Below are 19,327 nucleotides of genomic sequence, written 5' to 3' on the forward strand. Positions count from 1 at the left end.
GCGGGCGATGCTGCTGTGCGGTGCTTTGGCACGTCCCGGCGAAGTCACCGGCTGGTGCCCCCCTGAGCGATGCCCGCCGCTATCCCGCCAGCTGGCCGGGTTTGTACACCCGATTGCCTAGCAGTCTCGCCCTATGCGCCGGGCCTCGCCACGAGCGTCAGTGCCGCGTCCTCGAATGACCACAGGAGGCGCCCGCCGGCTCTGTTCAGGGTGTGAAGTCGGTCGTACCCGTGGTGGACGACCACGGCCGGCGACGTCAGCGACCAGCTCGGCGTGCTCGGCTTGGCGCTGAACGCCGTAGTGCTCGCCGTGGAACAGCCTCTACCCGGACCGGGCCGCGAAACATCTCGCCGCCGACGGTTCCCGGGGCAGCCCGTTGCACGCCACCGCCACCCGGCCCGTGGGGTGGCGGTGGCGGTGGCGGTGGGGTAGGGGTTGGTCAGCGGGAGGACTTGGCCGCTTCGATGATCAGGTCGGCCACCGCGTCGGGCTGCGAGATGGACACCGCGTGCGAGGCCGCGACACGCACGATGTGCGATCCGGCGCGCTCCGCCATGAACTCCTGGGCCTGGCCGGGGATGGCGTGGTCCTGGGTGGCGACCACGGCCCACGAGGGCAGGGTGCGCCAGCCAGGGGTGCCGGACACCTTGTCCGTCAGGGCCTTCACCGTCACCGAGCGCTGGGTCACCGCGAGGACGTCCGTGACCTCCGTGGGCAGGTCACCGGCGATCACGTCCTGGTAGTGCTCGGCCAGGACCCGCAGCTCCGGCTCACCCTCGTGCTCGAAGGAGAACGTGACGCCCGGGCCCATCTTGGCGCCAGGGAAGTGGGAGGCGGCGTTCTCCAGGGCGCTCTCGCCCTCGTCGGGCTGGTAGGCGGCGACGTAGACCAGGGCCTCGACGTTGGAGGCATCGCGGGCGGCGCGGGTGATGATCGCGCCGGCGTAGGAGTGGCCGACCAGGACGACCGGGCCGTCCACGGACTTGGCGATGGTGGCGGCGTACTGGGCATCGGACTCCAGGCCCCGCAGCGGGTTCGCCACGGCGAGGGTGGTGTAGCCCTGTCCCTGGAGCTTGGTGATGACCCCCTTCCACATGCCGGAGTCGCCGAAGGCGCCGTGGACGAGAACGATGGTGGGGGTGGTGCTCATGGGTCATTCCTCTCAGGGAGAACGATCGGTCTTTCTGGGAGAGAGACTAGTCGTTCTCCCTGAGGGCTGCAACACGACGGGGGCGGCATTCGAGAACGACTGGTCTTTCTTTATGCTGGGTGCATGACGACCGCCCCGGAGCTCCACCCCAAGGACCGACTGCTGCGCACCGCGTCCCGCCTCTTCTACGCCGAGGGCATCCAGGCCGTGGGCATCGACCGCCTCGTCACCGAGGCCAAGGTCACGCGCGCCACCTTCTACCGGCACTACCCCAGCAAGGACGACCTGGTCTCCGCTTATCTCACCGCCACCGCGAAGGAGATCCGGGAGGCCGTCGCCCAGGCCCGGGACGGCAAGCAGCCGCGCGAGGCGCTCCGCGCCGTGATGTCCGTCCTCGGCGACTCGACCCTGGAGGACGGTTTCCGCGGCTGCCAGTTCCTCAACGCCGCCGCCGAGTACCCCGACCGCACCCACCCGGTACGCGCCGTGATCGACGACCAGCGCACCTGGCTGTTCGGTGTCCTTCGCGACCTCTCGGCGGACATGGGCCACCCCGACCCCGACCACGCCGCCCGGCTCCTCGTCCTGCTCCACGACGGCGCGTTCCAAGCGGCCGAACTCGACAACGCCAAGGCCGTCCGCGAAACGCTCCGACGCGCCGTCGACGAGGCGTTCCCCGCCCAGGACATCTGACAAGCGGACAACGCCCCGCGAAGAATCCGACCGACGATCGCACCGGGCGCGCCCCGGCGATCGGCTTCACGTCCCTCCACCTTGGACGGGCGCATACGCAGCCTATTCGGGCCTGGACCAGCGGACGCTGCATGCCCGCGGTCGGGAACTGCGGGCGACGGTGGCCGACAGCTACTGGGTCGACCAGGGGACGAACGGTGAAAAGGTGAAGGTCGGCCGGACGATCACCGTCACCATGGATCCCAAGGGGAAGATCCCCCTGTCGACGGGCCGGCGCGCCGACGGGATCCTGTTCCTGACGTGGGCGGCCTTCCGGGGAATCACGGAACGACTGGCCTCGAAGACGACGGACCATCCCGAACGGACGCCGGAGCCTGAGGACTCACCGGTCTGACGTGTCCGCCGCCCGGCCGCGGCGGAACGCGTTCACTGTCTGGTGAGCGGGAGCCTGAGGACTCCGCTGTCGTGTCCGACGATCAGGTCGGGACCAGCGGTGGCCAGACAGGTGAGCGCCACATCGAGGGCGATGTGCCCCACCGCGCCGGTCTGCGGTTCCCATACCCTCAGTCGGTGCCCGTCACGGGTGCCGGTGACCAGGACCGTGCGGCCGCCGCGCAGGGTGGCGGCGGTGATGACCGGCAGGCCGGCGGTGCCTGTGGAGCTGGGCAGACCCTCGCCGACCGGGGCACCGGTGGCAAGGTCCCACAGCATGATCACGCCTCGGTCGTCCCCCGTGGCCAGCAAGGTTCGTTCGGGTGCGGGGACGGCCGCCACCGCTGCCGCACGGTGGTCGGCGCCGGCGAGCGCATGTGCGCTCAGTTGCACGGCCGCGCCCGAGTCCCAGAGGTCGTCGACGGCTGGATCCCACACATGAACACGGCCCGCGGTGTCCGACGCCGCGATCAGCGTGTGCCCGGCGGAGATCGGGACGGCCGCGATCGACCGGATCGGACTGCCGTAGGGGTTGAGGCGCCCGACGCACACACCGGTGTCCGGATCCCAGAGCCGGACCGCGCCTCTGGGGGTGGCGGTGACGAGCAGGGTGCGGCCGTCGGGGAGGGTCGCGGTACACATCCCGGTCACCCCGCCGGGCCAGTCGCCGGCCGGTTCGCGAACCGGCAGCCCGGTGACAGGGTTCCACAGGGCGATCGTCCCGGTGTCGCCGCCGCTCGCCAGGAGGACGCGTCCGTCGGGCAGGGGCAGGGCCGTCATCGAGCGGATACGGTCAGCATGTCCTGGCAGCGGGTCATGGACGAGCCGGCCGTCGGCCACGTCCCACAGACACACCACGCCCCGGTCCCCGGCACCGGCCACGAGCGTCGGCCGACCCGGGCGGGACACCACCGCCAGTGCGCTGACACCTCCGGATGAACCGGGCGCGGAATCGCGGAACACCGCTGTACGGCCCCAGGGTGTGCCGTCGGCCGACAGCACCACGTTCCCCTCCTGCCGGAGCCTGGTCGCCGCCGCTCCACCCGTTCGTCCGGGCGCCGCCGCCTCCGCCACGGCAGCCGAACCGTCGAAGTCCGTCCACGCCTCCGTCGCAGGGTTCTGGGGGTGCGCGCCGTCCGGGTTCTCCGCCAGGCCGTCGGCGATCGTCCATGTCCGCTCGCAGTCCCAGCAGCGGAAGTGTCCGGTGAGCGACATCAGTTGGCGGGCCAGTTCCGTTGCGTCCGGCTGTGGGACGCCTCTGACCGCGACCAGGCCGGCGACCAGGCACAGGACGGCCTGTCCCGGCGCTTCGGGGGACACCCCCGCCACCGCGACCCCGCGTGCCACCCGCAGGAATGGCTCCCAGCCCTCCCCCAGGGCCTCCTCCCGCAGGGCCGCGGCGACCTCGCCCCAGGGATGCCTGCCTGACCGGATCTGGGCGGGATCAGGCGGCTCCGGTGCCCCGAAGGGCGGACGGGCCGGGTCCACGACGACGAACTCGGGGATCTCGGTGTCGCTCTCGCACCCGGGGCACACCAACAGGACGCCGTTTTCCCGGGGATCCAGCAACCGTCCCAGCGCTTCGCCCGTGTGGTGGCCGGCGAAGGCCACGCAGGAGAGCGCGAGGTGGGCGCAGACCTGCGCGGGAGTATCGGCGGCGAGAAGACTCCGGATGGCCGCCCGCTCGGCCAGGAGCAGTGCCGCGCCGAATCCCTCCTCCAGGTCGGCCGGGACGGCGGGTCGGTGATCGGCGGTCACGAGGAATCCCAGGTCCACCCAGAAGTCGACGGTCTGTTCCGGCGGCAGGGCCGCTGCCGCCTCGACGAGATGGGGCAGAGCCGCGTAGGCGCCGTCGGAGACGATCCCGTCGTCCACCAGACCGCCGGTCAGGTCTGTCCAGGTCTGCCTCCATGCATCGCCGCTCCCGGTGTCGGCCGCGGAGGCCAACTGCTCCAGGAGCACCTCCACCTCCTGGACCTTCACACCGTCGAGCTCACTCCAACGGGAGCTGTGCAAGGGCAGCTTCGGAATCATGGAACGAGTCTCGCAGCCGGCACTGACAATCCGGGGGCGGCTCGGTGTCCGGCAGCCCTCTGCTCAGCTCGTCATCCGATCGACGACCACTGCCGCCGAGCGAGGCACGATCCGCTCCAAGGCCTCCAGAACAGGGGCCCAGCCGTCCAGGACCACGACCTGCGCGGCAAGCCTTCGGGCGCGGAACGGCTCGGACAGCTCCACGAGTCCGGCCACTGCGCGGGCTCGGGTCGCGCGGTACGCGATCGAGCGGGTGAGTGCCTCGGCCCGGCCCGGATCGCCGTGGCGAGCTGTCTCCCGAACGACCGCGACCAGCGCCTCGCCACGCGCCCAACCGTCGTCGATCGACTGGACGAGCGTCTCGGCGCGGCCCGTCTCTCCGCGCCGCGCCAGCTCCCGGACCACTTCGACCAGTGCCCTGTCCCGTGCCCAGCGGTCGTCGATCGACTGGACGAGCGCCGCTGCCCTGCCCGTGCCCCTGCCCGTGCCCCTGCCCGTGCCCCTGTCCGTGTCCGTCTCCGTGTCACCGGAACGGGCCAGTTCCGCGACGATCTCCGCCTGCCGCCCCCCTCGCACATCGGGGTCGAGCCGGCCGGCAAGGGCCATGGCCCGCTCGGCCTGCCCGTGCCGGGCGAGCAGGAGTGTCACGGACCTCAGCAGAATGTCGTGATCACGGCCGTCACCGTTCTCCAGCAATGTCTCGGCCCGGTCGGCCAGGGACAGGGCCATAGCCAGAGGCACGTCCTGGTCGGCGCTTTCGGCGACCGCATCCAGCACACATGCCAGGTCCCAGGCTCCGAACAGGGCTCTGGCAGGGAACGGACGAGTGACGGACTCGTCCAAGTCCTCTTCCAGCCTCGCGTCCTGGTCGGTGTCCCTGGCCGTGTCCTGGCCGGCCGCCTCGCCGAGCGCCCACCCGCACAGGGTGTCCGCTTCCTCGACGGCGGGTCCGGAGGGCGGGCGCAGGAGAGCGTCGAGCCGGTCGAGGTCTCCGTCGAGCGCCTCGCGGGCCAGCACCCTTGCCAGCGACGGTGCCTTGGACCACTGTGTCGAGCCGCGGGACCGGGTGAGGTCCTCGACGCGGTCGGCGAGTACGGCGGCCCGGTCGTGGTCGCCGGTGGCGAAGGCCACCTCCACCAGGAGGGCGAGCACCTGTTCCGTCCCCTCGACGGCGTGAGAGCCGACCTTCTCCTCGGCGCGAGCGGCGAACCTGCGCGCCTCGTCGATGTCGCCGCTGTCCACCGCCGCCTTCGCCAACAGGGCCCAGGTCCTTCCCCAACGGTGCGGGTAACGGATCCTCTCCGCCACGGCGACGGCTTTGTCGCGCTCGCCGGCGCGGGCCCACGCCGGCACGAGGGCGACGAGTGCCTCGTCCCGCAGCTGACGCAGGGGAATCGACTCGGCCAGCGCCTGAGCCTCGCACAGGTCTCCCGCGCCCGCCGCAGCCTTCACCAGCTCCAGAAGCGCCTTACCCTGGTCGAGCTCGTCGCTGATCGTGTACGCCAACTCGACCGCGCGGACCAAATAGCCCGTGCGGGCGAGCGCCCTCAGCAACCAGCCGCTGGTGAGATCGGTGCCCCGGTCCGTACCCACCGACAGCCGCAGAAGGGCCAGTAGGCAGGGCTCGAACCCCCCTTGTGCGATGACCCTTCCCACGCCGTTCTCCGGCACCAGGCCGCGATGTCGCTCCCATGCCCGCGTCATGAAATGCTCCGGCCCCCACTGAGCCAACCCCTCTGCCATGCCTGATTGCCCCCCTGGCGAAACCCCTCCCGGCCGCGCAACCGCGCGAGCGGTCCCACCGTACTGGTGCGACTCCGTCTCATTTCTGATCGCTGTGGTCGCCCTTCACCGGCAGTACGTCATTGGCTGCGCACAGGTCGCGGGTGCGGTGCAGCAGGGCTTCGCGCACTTCGTCCGGGGACAGGACCCGTAGGGGGGTGGCCAGGCTGAGCAGGTATCGGGCGAGTCCGTCCGCGTCGGGGCCGCCGATGTCGACGATGGTGGCGTCGGGGCCGTCCGGACGGTGGGTACCGACCGTCGGCGGGACCAGCCGCAGTGCTTGGTCCATGGGCAACGGGAGACGGACGGTCGTATACAACGGGTAGGTGCCGGTCGCGATGGACCGGGAGACGAGCAGTACCGGGTCGGGCGGGTCGACGATTTCCGCAGCTTGCCCGGTTGGCCGCAGGTGAGCCACTCGGTCCGCCCGGAACGTCCGCCACTCGTCCCGCTTCACGTCCCGGGCGACGAAGTACCAGCGGCGTCCTGTGTGCACGAGGCGGTAGGGGTCTACGTCCCGGGTGGTGGCCTCCCCTGTCCTGTCGCGGTACGACAGGTGGGTGCGCTCGCCCCGGCGGCACGCGGTGGCCAGTTCCAGCAGCATGGCGGGCGCGATCTGCGGCTCGTCCGGCCTGGGGGTGTGCACGAAGGCTGCGTCCATCTCCCCCAGTCGGTCCGCGATCCGCGGCGGAAGGACCTGCCGCAATTTCAACAGTGCGGACAGTGCTGCCTGGTCGCCGCCGAGAACGCCGCTGAGTGCCGCCTCGCGCAGCCCGACAGCCACGGCGAGTGCCTCTTCGTCATCGAGGATGAGCGGTGGCACCCGGTTACCGGCCCTGAGGCGATAACCGCCCCACGGCCCGGGGTCGGACTCGACTCCGTAGCCGAGCTCCCGGAGTCTGGAGACGTCGCGGCGCACCGTGCGCTCGGTGACCCCCATCTGGTCGGCCAACTCACCGCAGGTCCATGAGGGTCGTGCGGACAGCAGTGAGACAAGTCGCAGCAGACGGGCCGAAGTGCTGATCACATCGTGAAGTGTCCCGCATGACCAGGACCGAATCTGTCCTGGTCCCGTCATAGCGTCTGCCCCATGAGCACTACGAAGACATCCGCACCCGCGATCCGCTACGCGGCCGTCACCTTCGACTGCCCGGACCCCGCCGAACTGGCCCGCTTCTACGGCGAGGCCCTTGGACTCCCCGTCGCCCACTCCACCGACGACTTCATCCTGCTCGGCCAGGAGGGCTCGGCCGGACTGGGGTTCAACCGCCTGGCCGACTACCGGCGTCCCACCTGGCCCGACCCCTCCCAGGAGAAGCAGGCCCACATCGAACTGGGGGTCGATGACCTGGATGCCGCTCAGGCCCGTCTCCTCGCCCTGGGGGCCGTCGAGCCCACGGTCCAGCCGGAACCCGACCGGTGGCGGGTCCTGCTGGACCCCGCAGGCCACCCGTTCTGCATCACCACCCTGGCCTGAGCATGATCGGCAGACTGATGACCATGACAGCGCACGCAGGCAGAGGCGGCGAACTCGCCGCCGTCCTGCTGGAGGTGGCGGAGAGACTGCACGGCTTTCCCGGCTGCGAGATCTACGTGATCAGCCAGGACGCGGCCGATCCGGACACCGTGCGTGTCACCGAAGTCTGGCGGGACGACGCCAGTGCGCAGGCAGCCCTCGCCGCTCCGCCGACCCCCGACGGTCCCACCCCCGCGGACGTCCTCGCGCTGCTGTCGACCGCGCCGCACCGCACGGACCTCACCGTCCTGGGCGGGGTGGGTCTCCCTGCCGACGGCCGACCCTGACGAACGTACGGCGTCGGGCGTGGTTCACCCGGCTTCGATCTGGTGGTCGGCCCAGACATAGGTCTCGGGCAGCAGGTCGGTGATCTGCACGGTCCTGATGCCGTCGCCTTCGCCGACGATGACTCCGATGGTCGGGAAGTAGTCGAGGAGGACCTGGCGGCACCGGCCGCACGGAGGGACGACCCCGCGGTCGCGGTCGCCCACGGCGACGATCGTGTCCAGCTCGTACGCGCCTTGGGCGGCGGCCGTGCCGATGAGGACCAGCTCGGCGCAGGGGCCTCCGGTGAAGTGGTAGGCGTTCACCGCGGTGATGATCCGGCCGTCCCGGGCGCGGGCCGCGGCTGCCATGGTGTGGTTGTCGCCCCGGCAGCGGGTGCGGGCGACCTGCGCTGCGGCTTCGATGAGTTCGTGGTCGACGGGGTGGTTCCGCGTGGTCATCTTCTCTGCCTTCTTCAGGTGTCAGGCGACGTTCGCCCACGTGGTGACGTCGTGCAAGCGGATATCGGCGATGTGCATGGTCCGCGCGCAGGAGCAGGGATCCCGCGCCCGGGCGATCGTGCGGGCGTCCCGGCTTCCGGCTTCCGGCTTCCGGCTTCCGGCTTCCGGCTTCCGGCTTCCGGCTTCCGGCTTGTGCGCTTTCCCGGGCTCGCCGACGTCACTCCAGGGCCGCCAGTTGAAGGTGTACGGCCGCGGTGGTGCGCGCGGTGTCGCCGGTCGCGAGCAGATCCAGCAGCGCGCCCCGCAGGACGGCGAGGACGAGGGTGCGCTGCGCGAGGGCGGCCTCGGTGTCCCGTGCCGCGGGGGGCTGGCCGGCGGCGAGCAGCTCCAGCCAGTCGCCGACCGTGTCGCGGGCGAAGCCGGCCCAGGGCCCGTCGGGGTCCATGAGGGAGCGTGCGTAGCTCTCGACCCACAGGGTCAGCAGGGCGCGGTGGGAATCGTCGGACAGCCACGCCCACAGTGCGCGTGCAGTCGGCTGGAGGCCTTCGGGCCCGTCCCGCTCGTCGGCGAGCCGGCTGATGTGGGCGAGTTCGTCGGTCCTGGCCCGCGCGAGCAAGGCGCGGATCAGGCCGTCCTTGCTGTCGAACAGGTAGAGCAGCACGCGCGGGCTGGAGCCGATCGCCTCGGCCAGCGGGCGCAGGGACAGGGCACCGAGGCCGCCGCGCAGGGCGTAGGCGTAGGCCGCGTCCAGCAGCTCCTGACGCCGCGGGGAGGGGGTTGGTTCGGATCGGGTCACCCCGCTACTCTACTGAAACAGTCGTTTCAGTTGGAGAGGGGTGCGGTGGTGACGGAGGAGCGTGAGGTGGTCGTCCGACCGCTGGGCCAGGCCGGTGACCTGGGCTGGGTGGTCATGGCGCACGGCGAGATCTACACCCGGGAGTTCGGCTGGGACACCGGTTTCGAGGCGCTCGTCGCCCGGCTCGTCGCTGACTACGCCGCCCGGGCGGCCTCTCCGGGGCAAGCCGCGTGGATCGCGGAGGTCGACGGGGTGCGGGCAGGCTGTGTCTTCTGCGTCCGCGAGGACGACCGGACGGCGCGGCTGCGCATGCTGCTCGTCGATCCGCACGCGCGTGGCCTGGGCTTGGGGGCCCGCCTCGTCGAGGAGTGCCTGGACTTCGCGCGGAAGGCCGGGTACGAGAGGATCACTTTGTGGACCAACGACGTCCTCGGCACGGCCCTGCACCTCTATCAGAAGCAGGGCTTCGAACTCGTCGCCGAAGAGCCTCATCGCAGCTTCGGCCACGACCTCGTCGGGCAGACCTGGCAACGCCCCCTCTGACCAACGTGCCTCGGGCTCCCGTGGGCCACCTGAGTCATGCTGGTGGGTTTCGTCGCGCCACCGCCGTCGCCGGGCCGACAGCGTCTCCAAGGCTCGTCAGGACGGAACCGGACCAGCTGCTCTCCCCGAACACACTGACCGGCATGGCGAGCACGCCGTACTTACGCCGGAGTGTCTCCGCCGGTATTCCGACCGGGAAGAAGTAGTTGCCGGGACAGGTCCGGCTCGCCGTGGGAATCGCCCCGAGCACGTCGGCCGGCAACCGTGCGAACAGCCGCTCAGCCCGTGCGGCCAGTTCGTCGACGACCTGCCGGGGCACATCGCCGTGCTCGGTCAGCAGACGGTCGGCGAGCCCCAGCTGTGCCGACGTCGGCGGATCCGCCCGGAAGGCTTCGGCCAGTTCGGCTTGCGCCGACCCCAGCAGGACCACACCGAACGTGCGTGGCCACAGCCATCCCTTGGTGACCGAATGCAGCAGGACCGCACGACCGGTGTCCAGCAATCGCCGTGTACCGGCGGCGAACGGGGCTCCCAGGTCGTAGACGCTGTCGATCAGCAGGTGGCGGTGTGGTGACGCACGCAGCCACGACATCGCCGCGGCGCACTCGGCATCGGACAGGTAGCGGCCGAGCGGCTTGCTGGGGTTGGCGAGCAGCAGGTATTCGGGGCGGTGGTCCGTCGGCGACTCCGGCAGGGCCGGCGCCGGGAGTGTCGGGTAGGAGGCGGGTCGAAGGCCCGCCGCGCGGGCCAGCTCGAAGTAGACCGGGTACACGTCGCCGGGCAGCCACAACCGCGCTTGCACGGCGCCCAGCCAGTGGAACACCACACCGAGCCCGTGCCGGACCCCCCGACAGACCATGGCGTGGCCGGACCACTCCTCGGGCAGCTCGAAGCGCCGCAGCCAGGCACGGGCGAGATCGCACCGGTGCACCGTTGTCATGCCGGACGGCGGTTCCGGTCTCATCGGAGCGAGCGCCCGGTACACGTTGGTCTCGGCGGCGTCCAGAAGCGACGGGGAAGCGCTGAGTTGTCGCTGCCGGAATCCCTGGAACTCGTCGAACCTCATGCCGTCGCACCTTCCGGCACGATCTCGCTGGCCCGGTCCTCCAGGGAGGCGTAACAGCGTCCGTCGGCCAGGACGTTCCAGCTGCGTGCGATCCCGCTGGTGCGCTCCCAGAGCAGGCTGGGCTCGGTGTAGGCGGCGATCCGCATCGGCCGGCCGTCCCAGCTGCCGTCGTAGACCGGCGCGCCCCAGGGCAGGCGGCTCGCCACTTCGAAGCCGTGCCGCTCGGCGAACCCGGTGACGAGGGACAGCGAAACCTGGTGCTCCCGGCTCCAGAGGTTGGCGGCGCGGTCGAAGTAGAGCGACTCGGTGCTGGTGGATACGTAAAGCTCTTTGAAGCAGACTTCCTCGACACCGAGAGCCGCGGCCCACGAAAGGTAGTCGGCGACGCCGGCCGCGTCGGCGACACCGCCGTGCTGCAGCACGCAGATCAGCCGCATCCCCAGTCCCGGCCGACGGTCACGTTCCACGCGCCAGGTGTCGATCACCGAACTCACCGGCGTGCGCAGCATCATCAGCCGCTCGCTGACGGCGTCGTCCTGATGGTGCCGGGACACAGCCAGCACACTCAGTCCTGCGGCGCTCAGGGCTGCGAGGCGGTCGGCCCGGTCGGCGTGCGGGCCCTTCGCCAGGGTGTGCGCGTTGGTGATCAGGACGACCTTCGGGAAGGCCGCCGAGCAGGCGGACACCAGTCGCAGCTGTTGTTCGAAGGATATGAGCGTGGGCTCCCCACCGCCGGTGATCACCGCACGCTCGGCACCCGCCGCACGGGCGCGCTCCAGCCAGTGGGCCACCGCGTCCCACGGGACCCGTGCCGGCGCCTGGTCGCTGGAGATCGAAGCCGAGGAGAAGCAGAACGAACACCGGGCTTGGCAGGCGGAGGCGACCGGCAGGAGCGAGACCGAGCGCGGTCGTGTGTCGGCGTAGGGACGCTGTGCCGATCCATGCAGGTGCAGGGAGGCCGCCATCGCATCCTCGACGGTTGTCGGGCGCAGCGTGAACTCGTCGCCTGCCTCGTCGAGTTCGTGGACCGCCGACAACCGGATGCGGGCCTCGTGCAGTTCCAGGCCGAGGCCGGTCGACACGTTGGGTTTCAGCTTGTCGGGGTCCACCACGGTTTCCAGCACCAGCAGCCGATCACCGGAAATGGCCAGACGGTCGAGCAGGCGCCGCGCCTTGCCGACGCCGATTCCCAACTCCGCACGGGTCAGCAGGTGGAATCGGTCGGGATGGGTACTCTCCGGAATGCTCGCCTTTCCGTAAGCGAACGCGTACTTGTCGAAGCCCCTCGCGAAGTTCGACAGCACGATGACGTGGAAGCGCTGGTCGCCATGGTCCATCCCGTCATCATGCATGAACGGTCCCGGACGGCAGGGGCGGAACCGCTGGCGGAACGCGGTGCCGTTTCGGCGCCGGCATCATCCGGAGCTGACCACCGCGTGACCGAGCGGCGTCGCCGAAAGATGCTTCTCGAACGGCAACGGGCCGATGGTCTCCGGGTCGGCCTCCGTGTCGAACAGCGGTGTGTAGCCGGTGGCCAGGTACAGGCCGCGCGCCTCCGGCTGGCGCGGGCCGGTGGTCAGATGGACCCGCCGGTAGCCGCGGGCGCGCGCCTCGCGCTCCAGTTCGGCGACGACACGGCGGGCCAGACCGCGCCGACGGTGGGCGGAGTGCGTCCAGATCCGCTTCAGTTCGGCCGTGTCCTCGTCGTAGCGGCGGAAGGCGCCGCCCGCGATCGGCTCGCCGTGCTCCAGGAGCAGGAGCAGGACGCCGCCGTACGGCGCGGTGAACTCCTCGTCCGGGTAGCGTGCCAGCTCGGCATGGGCTTCGATGCCGTAGCGAGACGAGTACTCGTCACCCAGTTCGCGCAGCAGTGGGCGTACCCGAGGGTCGTCGACGGTGACGTGAACGACCGTCAGCTCGGCCGAGGACGGTGGTGTCACCGAGGTCATCCGCCCACCGCCGCAAGGTTCTGCGTGCCGCGGGCGGCCCGCTCGGCATCGCGCTTGGCGACTTCCTCACGGACGATCGGGATCACGTACCGACCGAAGTCGATCGCGTCGCCCAGCAGGTCGTAGCCACGGGCGGACAGGATGTCCACGCCCAGGTCGTAGTAGTCGAGGAGGGCCTGGGCCACGGTCTCGGGGGTGCCGACCAGGGCGTTGGAGTTGCCCGCGCCGCCGGTGGCGACGGCGGTCGGGGTCCACAGGGCGCGGTCGTAGCGCTCCCCCGCCTCGGCGATGGCGATCAGTCGCTGCGAGCCCGTGTTCTGCGGCTGGGCGTGCCCGTTGTGACGCTTGGTGATCGCCTCGCCCTTCTCCTTACGGGCCTTGATCGCGCCGACCGTGCGGTGGGCCTTCTCCCAGGCCAGTTCCTCCGTCGGGGCGATGATCGGGCGGAACGCCACCTGGATACGCGGCACGTCGGTGCGCCCCGCGGCCTGCGCCGCGGCCTTCACGGACTCGATCTGCTCGGCGGTCTTCGCCAGGGGCTCGCCCCACAGGCAGTAGATGTCGGCCTCGGCGCCTCCGGCGGCGTACGCGGCGGGCGACGAACCGCCGAACGACACGTTCGGGCGGGGCTGTTGGACGGGGAAGACATCGCTGACGAAGTCGTGGAAGCGGTAGTGCTCGCCCTCGTGGTCGAAGGGCTCGCGCGTGGTCCAGATCTTCTTGACGATCCGGATGTACTCGCGGGTACGGGCGTAGCGCTCGTCCTTGGTGAGGGTGTCGCCCTCGCGGCCCTGCTCCCGGTCGTTGCCGCCGGTGATGAAGTGCACCGTCAGCCGGCCCTCGCTGATCTGGTCGAGGGTGGCGAACGTCTTGGCGGCGAAGGTGGGGTAGGAGACGTTCGGGCGGTGGGCGAGGAGGAGTTGGAGGCGTTCCAGCCGGCTCGCGATGTACGCGGCGGCGGGCGCGGGGTCCGGTGATCCTGAACCGTAGGCGAACAGCACCCGGTCCCAGCCGTGGTCCTCGTGCGCCCGGGCGAGACGGAGTGTGTACTCCTTGTCGAAGGCGGCGCCGGAGCGCGGGGTGGTTTCGGAGCCGTCGTTGGTGGCGGCGATACCGAGGAATTCCACGGGCATGGAAAGGCCTTTCGGAGGAGACGGAGCGTACGCGGCGCGGGGCATGGCTCGGGGCGCCATGCGGGGGCGGGTGACGGGTACGCCGTAGAGACGAGGAAGTCCGGGCGCGACGACGCGCTGAAGGCGCCGGGCGTCAGGAGATGCAGCGCGGGAGCAGGGCTCGCCGCGTCATGCGGGAAGGATGGGCCGCCGGGCGGCCCGCCGCCGAGTCAGCCGCGACACGCGGCGGACCACACCCGACCGAAGTCGATGTAGCCGCGCGAGACCAAGGGCTCCTGGGCATCCATACGATCAATTCAGCAGTGCGGGCCGCGGTTCGTCAAGCGGTGCCCGGATACCGGAACGCCGGGCACCGTCCCCCGCGTTGTCGGCACGTGTGCATCGACCGGGCGGTGACCAAGAGCGCGGGATGCTGTGCCGCGATGTGATGGACGGCTCCCGATACAGGCGCCGACCGGCCTGGAGAACGTCCGGGCCATCTGCACGATCCGGCAGCACCACGACACCACCGCCCGTGCGGCGTGTACGGGGTGGGGATCAGACGGTCGAGGCGGGGCCGGGCGGCAGGTGGACGGTCATGATCAGATGGCAGGTCCCGGTGCCGGCGCCGCGGTAGGTGTGAGGGGTGTCGCCGCCGAAGGTGGCGGTCTGTCCGGCCTCCAGTGCATGCTCGGTGCCGTCGACGACCAGGGTCATCCGGCCGGAGGTGACACTGATCGTCTCCACCACTCCGGCCTGGTGGGGATGGCTCGGGTACTCCTCGTCCGGTTCCAGCCGCCAGCGCCAGACCTCGACCGGGCCCGGACCCGAGGTCGTCAGCATGAGCCGGGCCTCACTGCCCCGTTCACCGGTCCACAGCGGAGCCACGGTGTCGGCGTCCGCGATCCGGACCCTCTCCTCGGGCGGTCCCTGCATCAGAGTGGGCACGCGCACAAGGGACGCGGACAGCCGTCGGCCCCGGACATCCGCTCACCGCACCCGTGGCGCTCCGCGCGGCTTCCGCGCCACCGATCGACGTGACGGCGGATATTCCCTGGCACCGCGGCCGGGCCTGACCGAGACTCATGGCATGGCTGACATGGGGGCTTTCCGGGAGGCGGTCACCGCATGGGCGGCGGGCGGCCCGGACGAACCCGCACACCAGCTGGCTGCCGCGCTGTCCGTCCGTGTGGCCGTCCTGCTCGAAGGCCCGAGCGACGTCGCCGCGGTGGACGCGCTGGCCGGCCGCCGCGGCCGGGATCTCGCGGCCGACGGAGTCTGCGTCCTGTCGATCGGCGGTGCGATGAGCATCGGCCGCTACGCCCGCCTCCTCGGCTCCCCCGGCCTCGGCCTGCGCCTCGCCGGGCTGTGCGACCAGGCCGAGCACCCCTACTACACCCGGGGCTTCGAAGCGGCCGGTGCGGCGCGACAAGCGTTCTTCGTCTGTACGGCGGACCTCGAGGACGAACTCATCCGCGCGCTGGGGGTGACACGGGTGCAGGAGCTGATCCGGGCGGAAGGCGACGGGCGTGCTCTGAACACCTTCCTGCGCCAGCCCGCACAACAGGGTCGTGCCCCGCAGCGGCAGTTGCGGCGCTTCTTCGGCACGACCAAGGGACGCAAGATCCACTACGGCCGCGTGCTCGTCGAAGCCCTCGATCCCCACCGTGCCCCACCCCCGCTCGACGGCCTGTTCTCCCTCCTCTGACGACTCGGGGCTCCGGACTCGGCGCCCGCCACCCTGCACTCGGCACTCGGCACTCGGCACTCGGCACTCGGCACTCGGTGAAGCACGTACCGCACCCCGGCGTCGGTCCTGCCGGGCGAGAGGGTCAGCTCTTGGGCTTGAGCGTGCTGCCGGGGCGGAGCCTGCCGTCCTCGCCCAGATCGTTCAGCACGGCGGACAGGCCGACGCGCAGCATCTTCCGCCGGACATGCCCGAGGACCTGGGTCATCAGGACCCCGCCCGCGCCCGTGAAGCCGGTGTGGTCGTAGGTGAAGCGAGCGCCTGCGTCATGGGGTTCGATGCGGTAGGCGACTTCCGTGGTCTCGCCGCCGGGGTCGGCCCACGAGTAGCGCAGCAGCCGTGGCTCGTCCACCTCCAGGACCACGCAGTCCACGATGCCGCTCCATCCGGGCTTGGGCTTGGCGATGAACCGGAAGCGGGCGCCGACGGTCGCGGTGAACCCTTCCGGACGCGCCCCGGCCCCGGTGGCCGTCCACAACGGTATGAGCTGGGGATCCGTGATGGCGCGCCAGACCTTGGCGGGGGTGTGCGGGTAGTCGCGGACGATGTGGATGGCACTCACGGTGGCTCCCTCAGCGGTCGACCAGAAGACAGAATGTACAGTCACTGAAAATTTACAGTAACAGTAATTTTTCTGCTGCTGCACTACGCTGTCGCCATGAACACGGTGGACTGGACGGCGTGGCGCCCGCAGACCGGGGAGCCCGAGACCGAAGGGCTGCGGGAGCAGAAGAAGCGCCTGCTGCGGCAACGCCTGTCCGACACCGCGACCGAGATGTTCATGGAACGCGGCTTCGACGCCGTCCGCGTCGCGGAGATCGCCCGGGTATGCGGCGTCTCGGAGAAGACGGTCTTCAACTACTTCCCCACCAAGGAATCGCTCATCCTGGACCAGGGCGAGGCCACGATGGCCGCCCTGCGCACCGGCCTGGCGGACCCGGACCACTCCCCGGTCGAGGCGGCGCTGCGGATCCTCGCCGCGGAGCTGCGGGCCCTGACCTCCTGGATCTCCGCGCAGGACGATCCCGGCCGGGCCGCCGCCATGATCCGGCGCTTCGGCGCACTGACCAGGTCCACGCCCTCACTGAGGGCCTACCACCGGGACATGACCGACCGACTGGTCACCGCCGCGGCCGAGGCACTCGCCCGGCGCACCGGCCGCAGCCCGGACGACCCGGAACCGCAGATCGCGGCAACAGCACTGCTCGGACTGTGGGCGATCCAGTTCCGGAGCCTCGGGAAACATCTCGACGGCTCCCGCACCGCAGCGCGGGTCCACGAGGCGGTGACCGCCGACGTCCGCCGCGCCGCCAAGCTCATCGACACCGGCCTGGCGTCATTCGAAGGCGCCGCCCCGACCCGCTGACCGCAAGGCGTCGGCCGGCAGCTCCGCCTTCCCGGCGACTTCGGCACCGGCGAAGAACCCCCCGCGCCCGCCTCCGTGTTCTTCTGCTCCTGCGTGTCCCGGTGGCCCTGGTGATCCGGGGTAACACCGAAAGCAGTATGGGGAGTTGTCGGCGATGATGTGCATGCCGGGTACGCGCCTCGGCACCGAGGACCCTGCGCGTCCCACACCGTTCGGGCGGCGACTGCTCGCCGCCTGCTTCGCCCCGGAGTTTCCCCAAGGGCCGGTCGGAGGCGCGGGACCGTGTGGCCACCGTGCTGCGGCAGCGTTCCCCGAGGGGCCTGCCGGCCCATTCGCTCGGCAGCGTCGATCTGTTCGTGCCGAAGGGCAGTCCGCCAGCGATGAACAGCGTAGTGTTCGACGGGCTGTCGTTCCCGGCCCAGGGCCGCGGTGCGAAGCCGCACGGCGCGGGAACCTGGGTCGACAACGCGGACCGGGGCGACCCGGTGGCCGCCCCGCGCAAGGCCCTGTCCCAGCGGTTCACGGGCGCGGCACAGGACGACGAAACGGGCATCCACCTCGTCACCCCGCACCGGTCCGCGAGATCCCACACGCAGAACTCCACGCTTCCCGGCCTGGCTTGGCGTCTTTCGGGAGCGGGCCGTGGTGCGTCTGGGCGGTGACGTTTCCGCCCCACCGCGGGGTCACACTCCCGTCTCGACGCGTTCCGCCTCCGCCGACTCAAACGCCACAACCCCGCGCCATGGCCACAGTACGCAAGGGCAGTCGGCAGATTCGGGGTGGCTGTTGAACGCCGGCCCGGGACAGATTCCGGCGGCACCGGATGCTTGAGCCTATCGAGATCTCATTCATGGACAGCCTGTCGTGCGATGAACTGCGCACAGCTCTGTCGGAGAACTTGCGGACGCCGATCGACAACGTGGTGATGTTTGGCGATTGGCTGGATCTGCCGCCGAAGAGGCAGGGTGAAACGACAAGCCTGGACATCATCCGACAGGAGGGATCTGGAGCTCTGGTGACGCAGGACGGGTGGAACACTTGTGGCCCAAGCCGCGTAGCCTGTTTCCAAGATTCGGGTCAACCTCGCACCGGGCGTGTTCACGCAGCGACATTCACCGCCAGCGTAGCGGCCTCCAGGGTGATCAATATGCCACCACTTCCCGTATGCATGAACTTCCAGTGATCCCAATCCAAGGTTTTGGGTGCGTCATGTTCTGCCGCATTGATGAACGCGAGGGACCCACCCACTGTGGCGCCAGCAATCATCAAGCTGCAGCCGGATGCTCCGCCGGTTCCCGTCTCCGCGATTTCCACGGCGCAGACCGGGGCAGTGGCCCCGGGCGGGGGTCTGCTCCTGCCCCAGCTCGGCCGGGAAGGCTGTGGCGAGCGAATCGCTGTGGGAGACAATGCCGGGCATGGCGACTTGAAGAGCACTGCCCGGGCGGCAGCACTGGCGCAAGGTCGGGACCTGGAACACGGTCTCGGACAGGGACCGTCGGATCTGTGCCGCCTGCGGAACGCCTGTCCGCTCGTACCAGTACCGATTCCATCCGCCCGAGTCCTCCATGTTCGAGCGGTGCATCGGACTCGCCTGGTGCTCCGGTTGCCGGGTCTACTCCGGCAACATGGTCCATGTCCCGCGAAAGCGGGTCCTGGTCGATGCCCTCGCTTCGCTTCCCCTCGAACAACGGGAGACGCTCGCGCGTTCGGAAACACGGCTGATCGAGTTCCTGGACCGCCGCGCCCGAGGCCGCAAGGACTAGATTCCACCGGCCGGCCGTCCTCGGTGCTCCTTCTTCGTCTGCCGCTGCCCGGTCATGGTCCGGGCGAAGCGGTAGCGCTCGGTGCCGGTCTCGATGATGGTGTCGTTGAGTCGAACCTCATGTTCGGCCGTGCAAGTGCCGATCACGACCGCGAAGGCCGGGTCCGTGTCAGCTACTTCACCCGCACGGCCACGGACCGCTTGCACACCTCACGCTCCATCTCCAGCTCACGGATGCGCTTGCCCTTCTCCCTGGCCTCGGCCAGCCGCCGACCACCCGAGGGTGTCCTGGCATGGACGCCCGGATCCGCAGCCACCTCCAGGATCGGCTTCCCGGTCTCCTGCAGATCCGGCCGGCCCCTCGCGGAACTCCCCATCTAGAGACGCTTCCTGGATGCCACTCACCTTGGTCTGCGTCACGGGGGGCGAGTGAGTCATTCCCATGACCGCTGAACTGCAGGCAAATCCCTCTGTATGAGCACTCATCATATTCTGCGCCACCTCTGTCCGTGTGGCCGGTTGTTGTCGCTCCGCGGTGTAAAGCCCCTGTTGCCGCTCGGTATACCGCCACGTGGCAGACGCCCTTTCCCGGCGAGCAGGCGGCGTCCAGGTACCCGGATTTCGGACAATGATCTCCGACATGGTGACAGCGGA

22 protein-coding genes and 1 pseudogene are annotated in these 19,327 nt (G+C 70.3%); 8 read left to right on the forward strand and 15 right to left on the reverse strand.

Features of this window, described 5'->3' with window-relative positions:
- Window positions 1-439: 439 nt before the first annotated feature.
- Window positions 440-1,150, reverse strand: a complete 711-nt coding sequence (locus tag ABZ490_RS40575) for an alpha/beta hydrolase (RefSeq protein WP_359002316.1) — start codon at window positions 1,148-1,150, stop codon at window positions 440-442.
- A 123-nt stretch (window positions 1,151-1,273) separates the two neighbouring features.
- Between ABZ490_RS40575 and ABZ490_RS40580 the strand changes: the two genes are divergently transcribed.
- Together ABZ490_RS40580 and ABZ490_RS40585 are read left to right on the forward strand one after the other, a co-directional pair.
- Window positions 1,274-1,843 carry a TetR/AcrR family transcriptional regulator gene (locus ABZ490_RS40580; protein WP_359002318.1) on the forward strand — a complete coding sequence of 190 codons (570 nt, stop codon included), beginning with the start codon at window positions 1,274-1,276 and terminating at the stop codon, window positions 1,841-1,843.
- Between the two features lie 160 nt (window positions 1,844-2,003).
- Entirely contained in the window at window positions 2,004-2,237 is a 234-nt protein-coding gene (locus ABZ490_RS40585; RefSeq protein ID WP_359002320.1) for a hypothetical protein, read from the forward strand.
- A gap of 32 nt (window positions 2,238-2,269) precedes the next feature.
- On the opposite strand, the gene ABZ490_RS40590 is transcribed toward ABZ490_RS40585, so the two are convergent.
- The 3 genes from ABZ490_RS40590 to ABZ490_RS40600 all read right to left on the reverse strand — a co-directional run bounded on the left by ABZ490_RS40590 (window position 2,270) and on the right by ABZ490_RS40600 (window position 7,118).
- Window positions 2,270-4,309 (reverse strand): hypothetical protein, encoded by a 2,040-nt coding sequence (locus ABZ490_RS40590; RefSeq protein ID WP_359002322.1) that lies wholly within the window; start codon window positions 4,307-4,309, stop codon window positions 2,270-2,272.
- 63 nt (window positions 4,310-4,372) lie between these two features.
- Window positions 4,373-6,013, reverse strand: coding sequence for a hypothetical protein (locus ABZ490_RS40595; RefSeq protein ID WP_359002324.1), 1,641 nt, complete (start codon window positions 6,011-6,013; stop codon window positions 4,373-4,375).
- Window positions 6,014-6,131: 118 nt separating this feature from the next.
- Window positions 6,132-7,118, reverse strand: coding sequence for a YafY family protein (locus ABZ490_RS40600; RefSeq protein WP_359002326.1), 987 nt, complete (start codon window positions 7,116-7,118; stop codon window positions 6,132-6,134).
- A 63-nt stretch (window positions 7,119-7,181) separates the two neighbouring features.
- Here ABZ490_RS40600 and ABZ490_RS40605 point away from each other — a divergent pair, with 63 nt between their 5' ends.
- A complete protein-coding gene (locus ABZ490_RS40605; protein WP_359002328.1) occupies window positions 7,182-7,568 on the forward strand; it encodes a VOC family protein in 387 nt (128 codons plus the stop codon).
- Between the two features lie 2 nt (window positions 7,569-7,570).
- Window positions 7,571-7,894, forward strand: coding sequence for an antibiotic biosynthesis monooxygenase family protein (locus tag ABZ490_RS40610; protein ID WP_359002330.1), 324 nt, complete (start codon window positions 7,571-7,573; stop codon window positions 7,892-7,894).
- Window positions 7,895-7,918: 24 nt separating this feature from the next.
- Here the strand turns inward: ABZ490_RS40610 and ABZ490_RS40615 are convergent, their stop codons facing one another.
- Both ABZ490_RS40615 and ABZ490_RS40620 read right to left on the reverse strand, forming a co-directional pair.
- Entirely contained in the window at window positions 7,919-8,332 is a 414-nt protein-coding gene (locus ABZ490_RS40615) for a cytidine deaminase (protein WP_359002332.1), read from the reverse strand.
- Between the two features lie 217 nt (window positions 8,333-8,549).
- Entirely contained in the window at window positions 8,550-9,128 is a 579-nt protein-coding gene (locus tag ABZ490_RS40620; RefSeq protein ID WP_359002334.1) for a TetR/AcrR family transcriptional regulator, read from the reverse strand.
- Window positions 9,129-9,176: 48 nt separating this feature from the next.
- Here ABZ490_RS40620 and ABZ490_RS40625 point away from each other — a divergent pair, with 48 nt between their 5' ends.
- The gene (locus ABZ490_RS40625; RefSeq protein WP_359002336.1) at window positions 9,177-9,671 is read left to right on the forward strand and encodes a GNAT family N-acetyltransferase; all 495 of its coding nucleotides are present in this window, start codon (window positions 9,177-9,179) and stop codon (window positions 9,669-9,671) included.
- 34 nt (window positions 9,672-9,705) lie between these two features.
- On the opposite strand, the gene ABZ490_RS40630 is transcribed toward ABZ490_RS40625, so the two are convergent.
- The 5 genes and pseudogenes from ABZ490_RS40630 to ABZ490_RS40650 all read right to left on the reverse strand — a co-directional run.
- Complete coding sequence (locus ABZ490_RS40630; protein ID WP_359002338.1) at window positions 9,706-10,737, reverse strand: aminotransferase class I/II-fold pyridoxal phosphate-dependent enzyme; 1,032 nt, start codon at window positions 10,735-10,737, stop codon at window positions 9,706-9,708.
- Window positions 10,734-12,074 (reverse strand): radical SAM protein, encoded by a 1,341-nt coding sequence (locus tag ABZ490_RS40635; protein WP_359002340.1) that lies wholly within the window; start codon window positions 12,072-12,074, stop codon window positions 10,734-10,736. Before ABZ490_RS40635 ends, ABZ490_RS40630 begins: the two co-directional genes overlap by 4 nt.
- A 78-nt stretch (window positions 12,075-12,152) precedes the next feature.
- On the reverse strand, window positions 12,153-12,686 hold the full coding sequence (locus ABZ490_RS40640; protein ID WP_359002342.1) for a GNAT family N-acetyltransferase: 534 nt from the start codon (window positions 12,684-12,686) through the stop codon (window positions 12,153-12,155).
- Window positions 12,683-13,819, reverse strand: coding sequence for an LLM class flavin-dependent oxidoreductase (locus ABZ490_RS40645; RefSeq protein WP_359002344.1), 1,137 nt, complete (start codon window positions 13,817-13,819; stop codon window positions 12,683-12,685). Before ABZ490_RS40645 ends, ABZ490_RS40640 begins: the two co-directional genes overlap by 4 nt.
- A gap of 537 nt (window positions 13,820-14,356) precedes the next feature.
- Window positions 14,357-14,737, reverse strand: a pseudogene (locus ABZ490_RS40650) (cupin domain-containing protein); the annotation flags it as partial.
- Window positions 14,738-14,888: 151 nt separating this feature from the next.
- Here ABZ490_RS40650 and ABZ490_RS40655 point away from each other — a divergent pair.
- Entirely contained in the window at window positions 14,889-15,506 is a 618-nt protein-coding gene (locus ABZ490_RS40655; protein WP_359002346.1) for a TOPRIM nucleotidyl transferase/hydrolase domain-containing protein, read from the forward strand.
- Between the two features lie 124 nt (window positions 15,507-15,630).
- Here ABZ490_RS40655 and ABZ490_RS40660 read toward each other — a convergent pair whose 3' ends face one another.
- Complete coding sequence (locus tag ABZ490_RS40660; RefSeq protein ID WP_359002348.1) at window positions 15,631-16,107, reverse strand: SRPBCC domain-containing protein; 477 nt, start codon at window positions 16,105-16,107, stop codon at window positions 15,631-15,633.
- Window positions 16,108-16,203: 96 nt separating this feature from the next.
- On the opposite strand from ABZ490_RS40660, the gene ABZ490_RS40665 reads away from it, so the two are divergent.
- Together ABZ490_RS40665 and ABZ490_RS40670 are read left to right on the forward strand one after the other, a co-directional pair.
- Window positions 16,204-16,911, forward strand: coding sequence for a TetR family transcriptional regulator (locus tag ABZ490_RS40665; RefSeq protein WP_359002350.1), 708 nt, complete (start codon window positions 16,204-16,206; stop codon window positions 16,909-16,911).
- Between the two features lie 284 nt (window positions 16,912-17,195).
- Entirely contained in the window at window positions 17,196-17,573 is a 378-nt protein-coding gene (locus ABZ490_RS40670; protein ID WP_359002352.1) for a hypothetical protein, read from the forward strand.
- Window positions 17,574-18,009: 436 nt separating this feature from the next.
- Here the strand turns inward: ABZ490_RS40670 and ABZ490_RS40675 are convergent, their stop codons facing one another.
- The 3 genes from ABZ490_RS40675 to ABZ490_RS40685 all read right to left on the reverse strand — a co-directional run bounded on the left by ABZ490_RS40675 (window position 18,010) and on the right by ABZ490_RS40685 (window position 19,050).
- Window positions 18,010-18,225, reverse strand: a complete 216-nt coding sequence (locus ABZ490_RS40675; protein WP_359002354.1) for a hypothetical protein — start codon at window positions 18,223-18,225, stop codon at window positions 18,010-18,012.
- Between the two features lie 445 nt (window positions 18,226-18,670).
- Entirely contained in the window at window positions 18,671-18,820 is a 150-nt protein-coding gene (locus ABZ490_RS40680) for a hypothetical protein (RefSeq protein ID WP_359002355.1), read from the reverse strand.
- A 26-nt stretch (window positions 18,821-18,846) separates the two neighbouring features.
- Window positions 18,847-19,050, reverse strand: coding sequence for a hypothetical protein (locus ABZ490_RS40685; protein WP_359002357.1), 204 nt, complete (start codon window positions 19,048-19,050; stop codon window positions 18,847-18,849).
- Window positions 19,051-19,327: the final 277 nt, after the last annotated feature.

This window comes from Streptomyces sp. NPDC005811 (genome assembly GCF_040630405.1).
GTDB lineage: Bacteria > Actinomycetota > Actinomycetes > Streptomycetales > Streptomycetaceae > Streptomyces.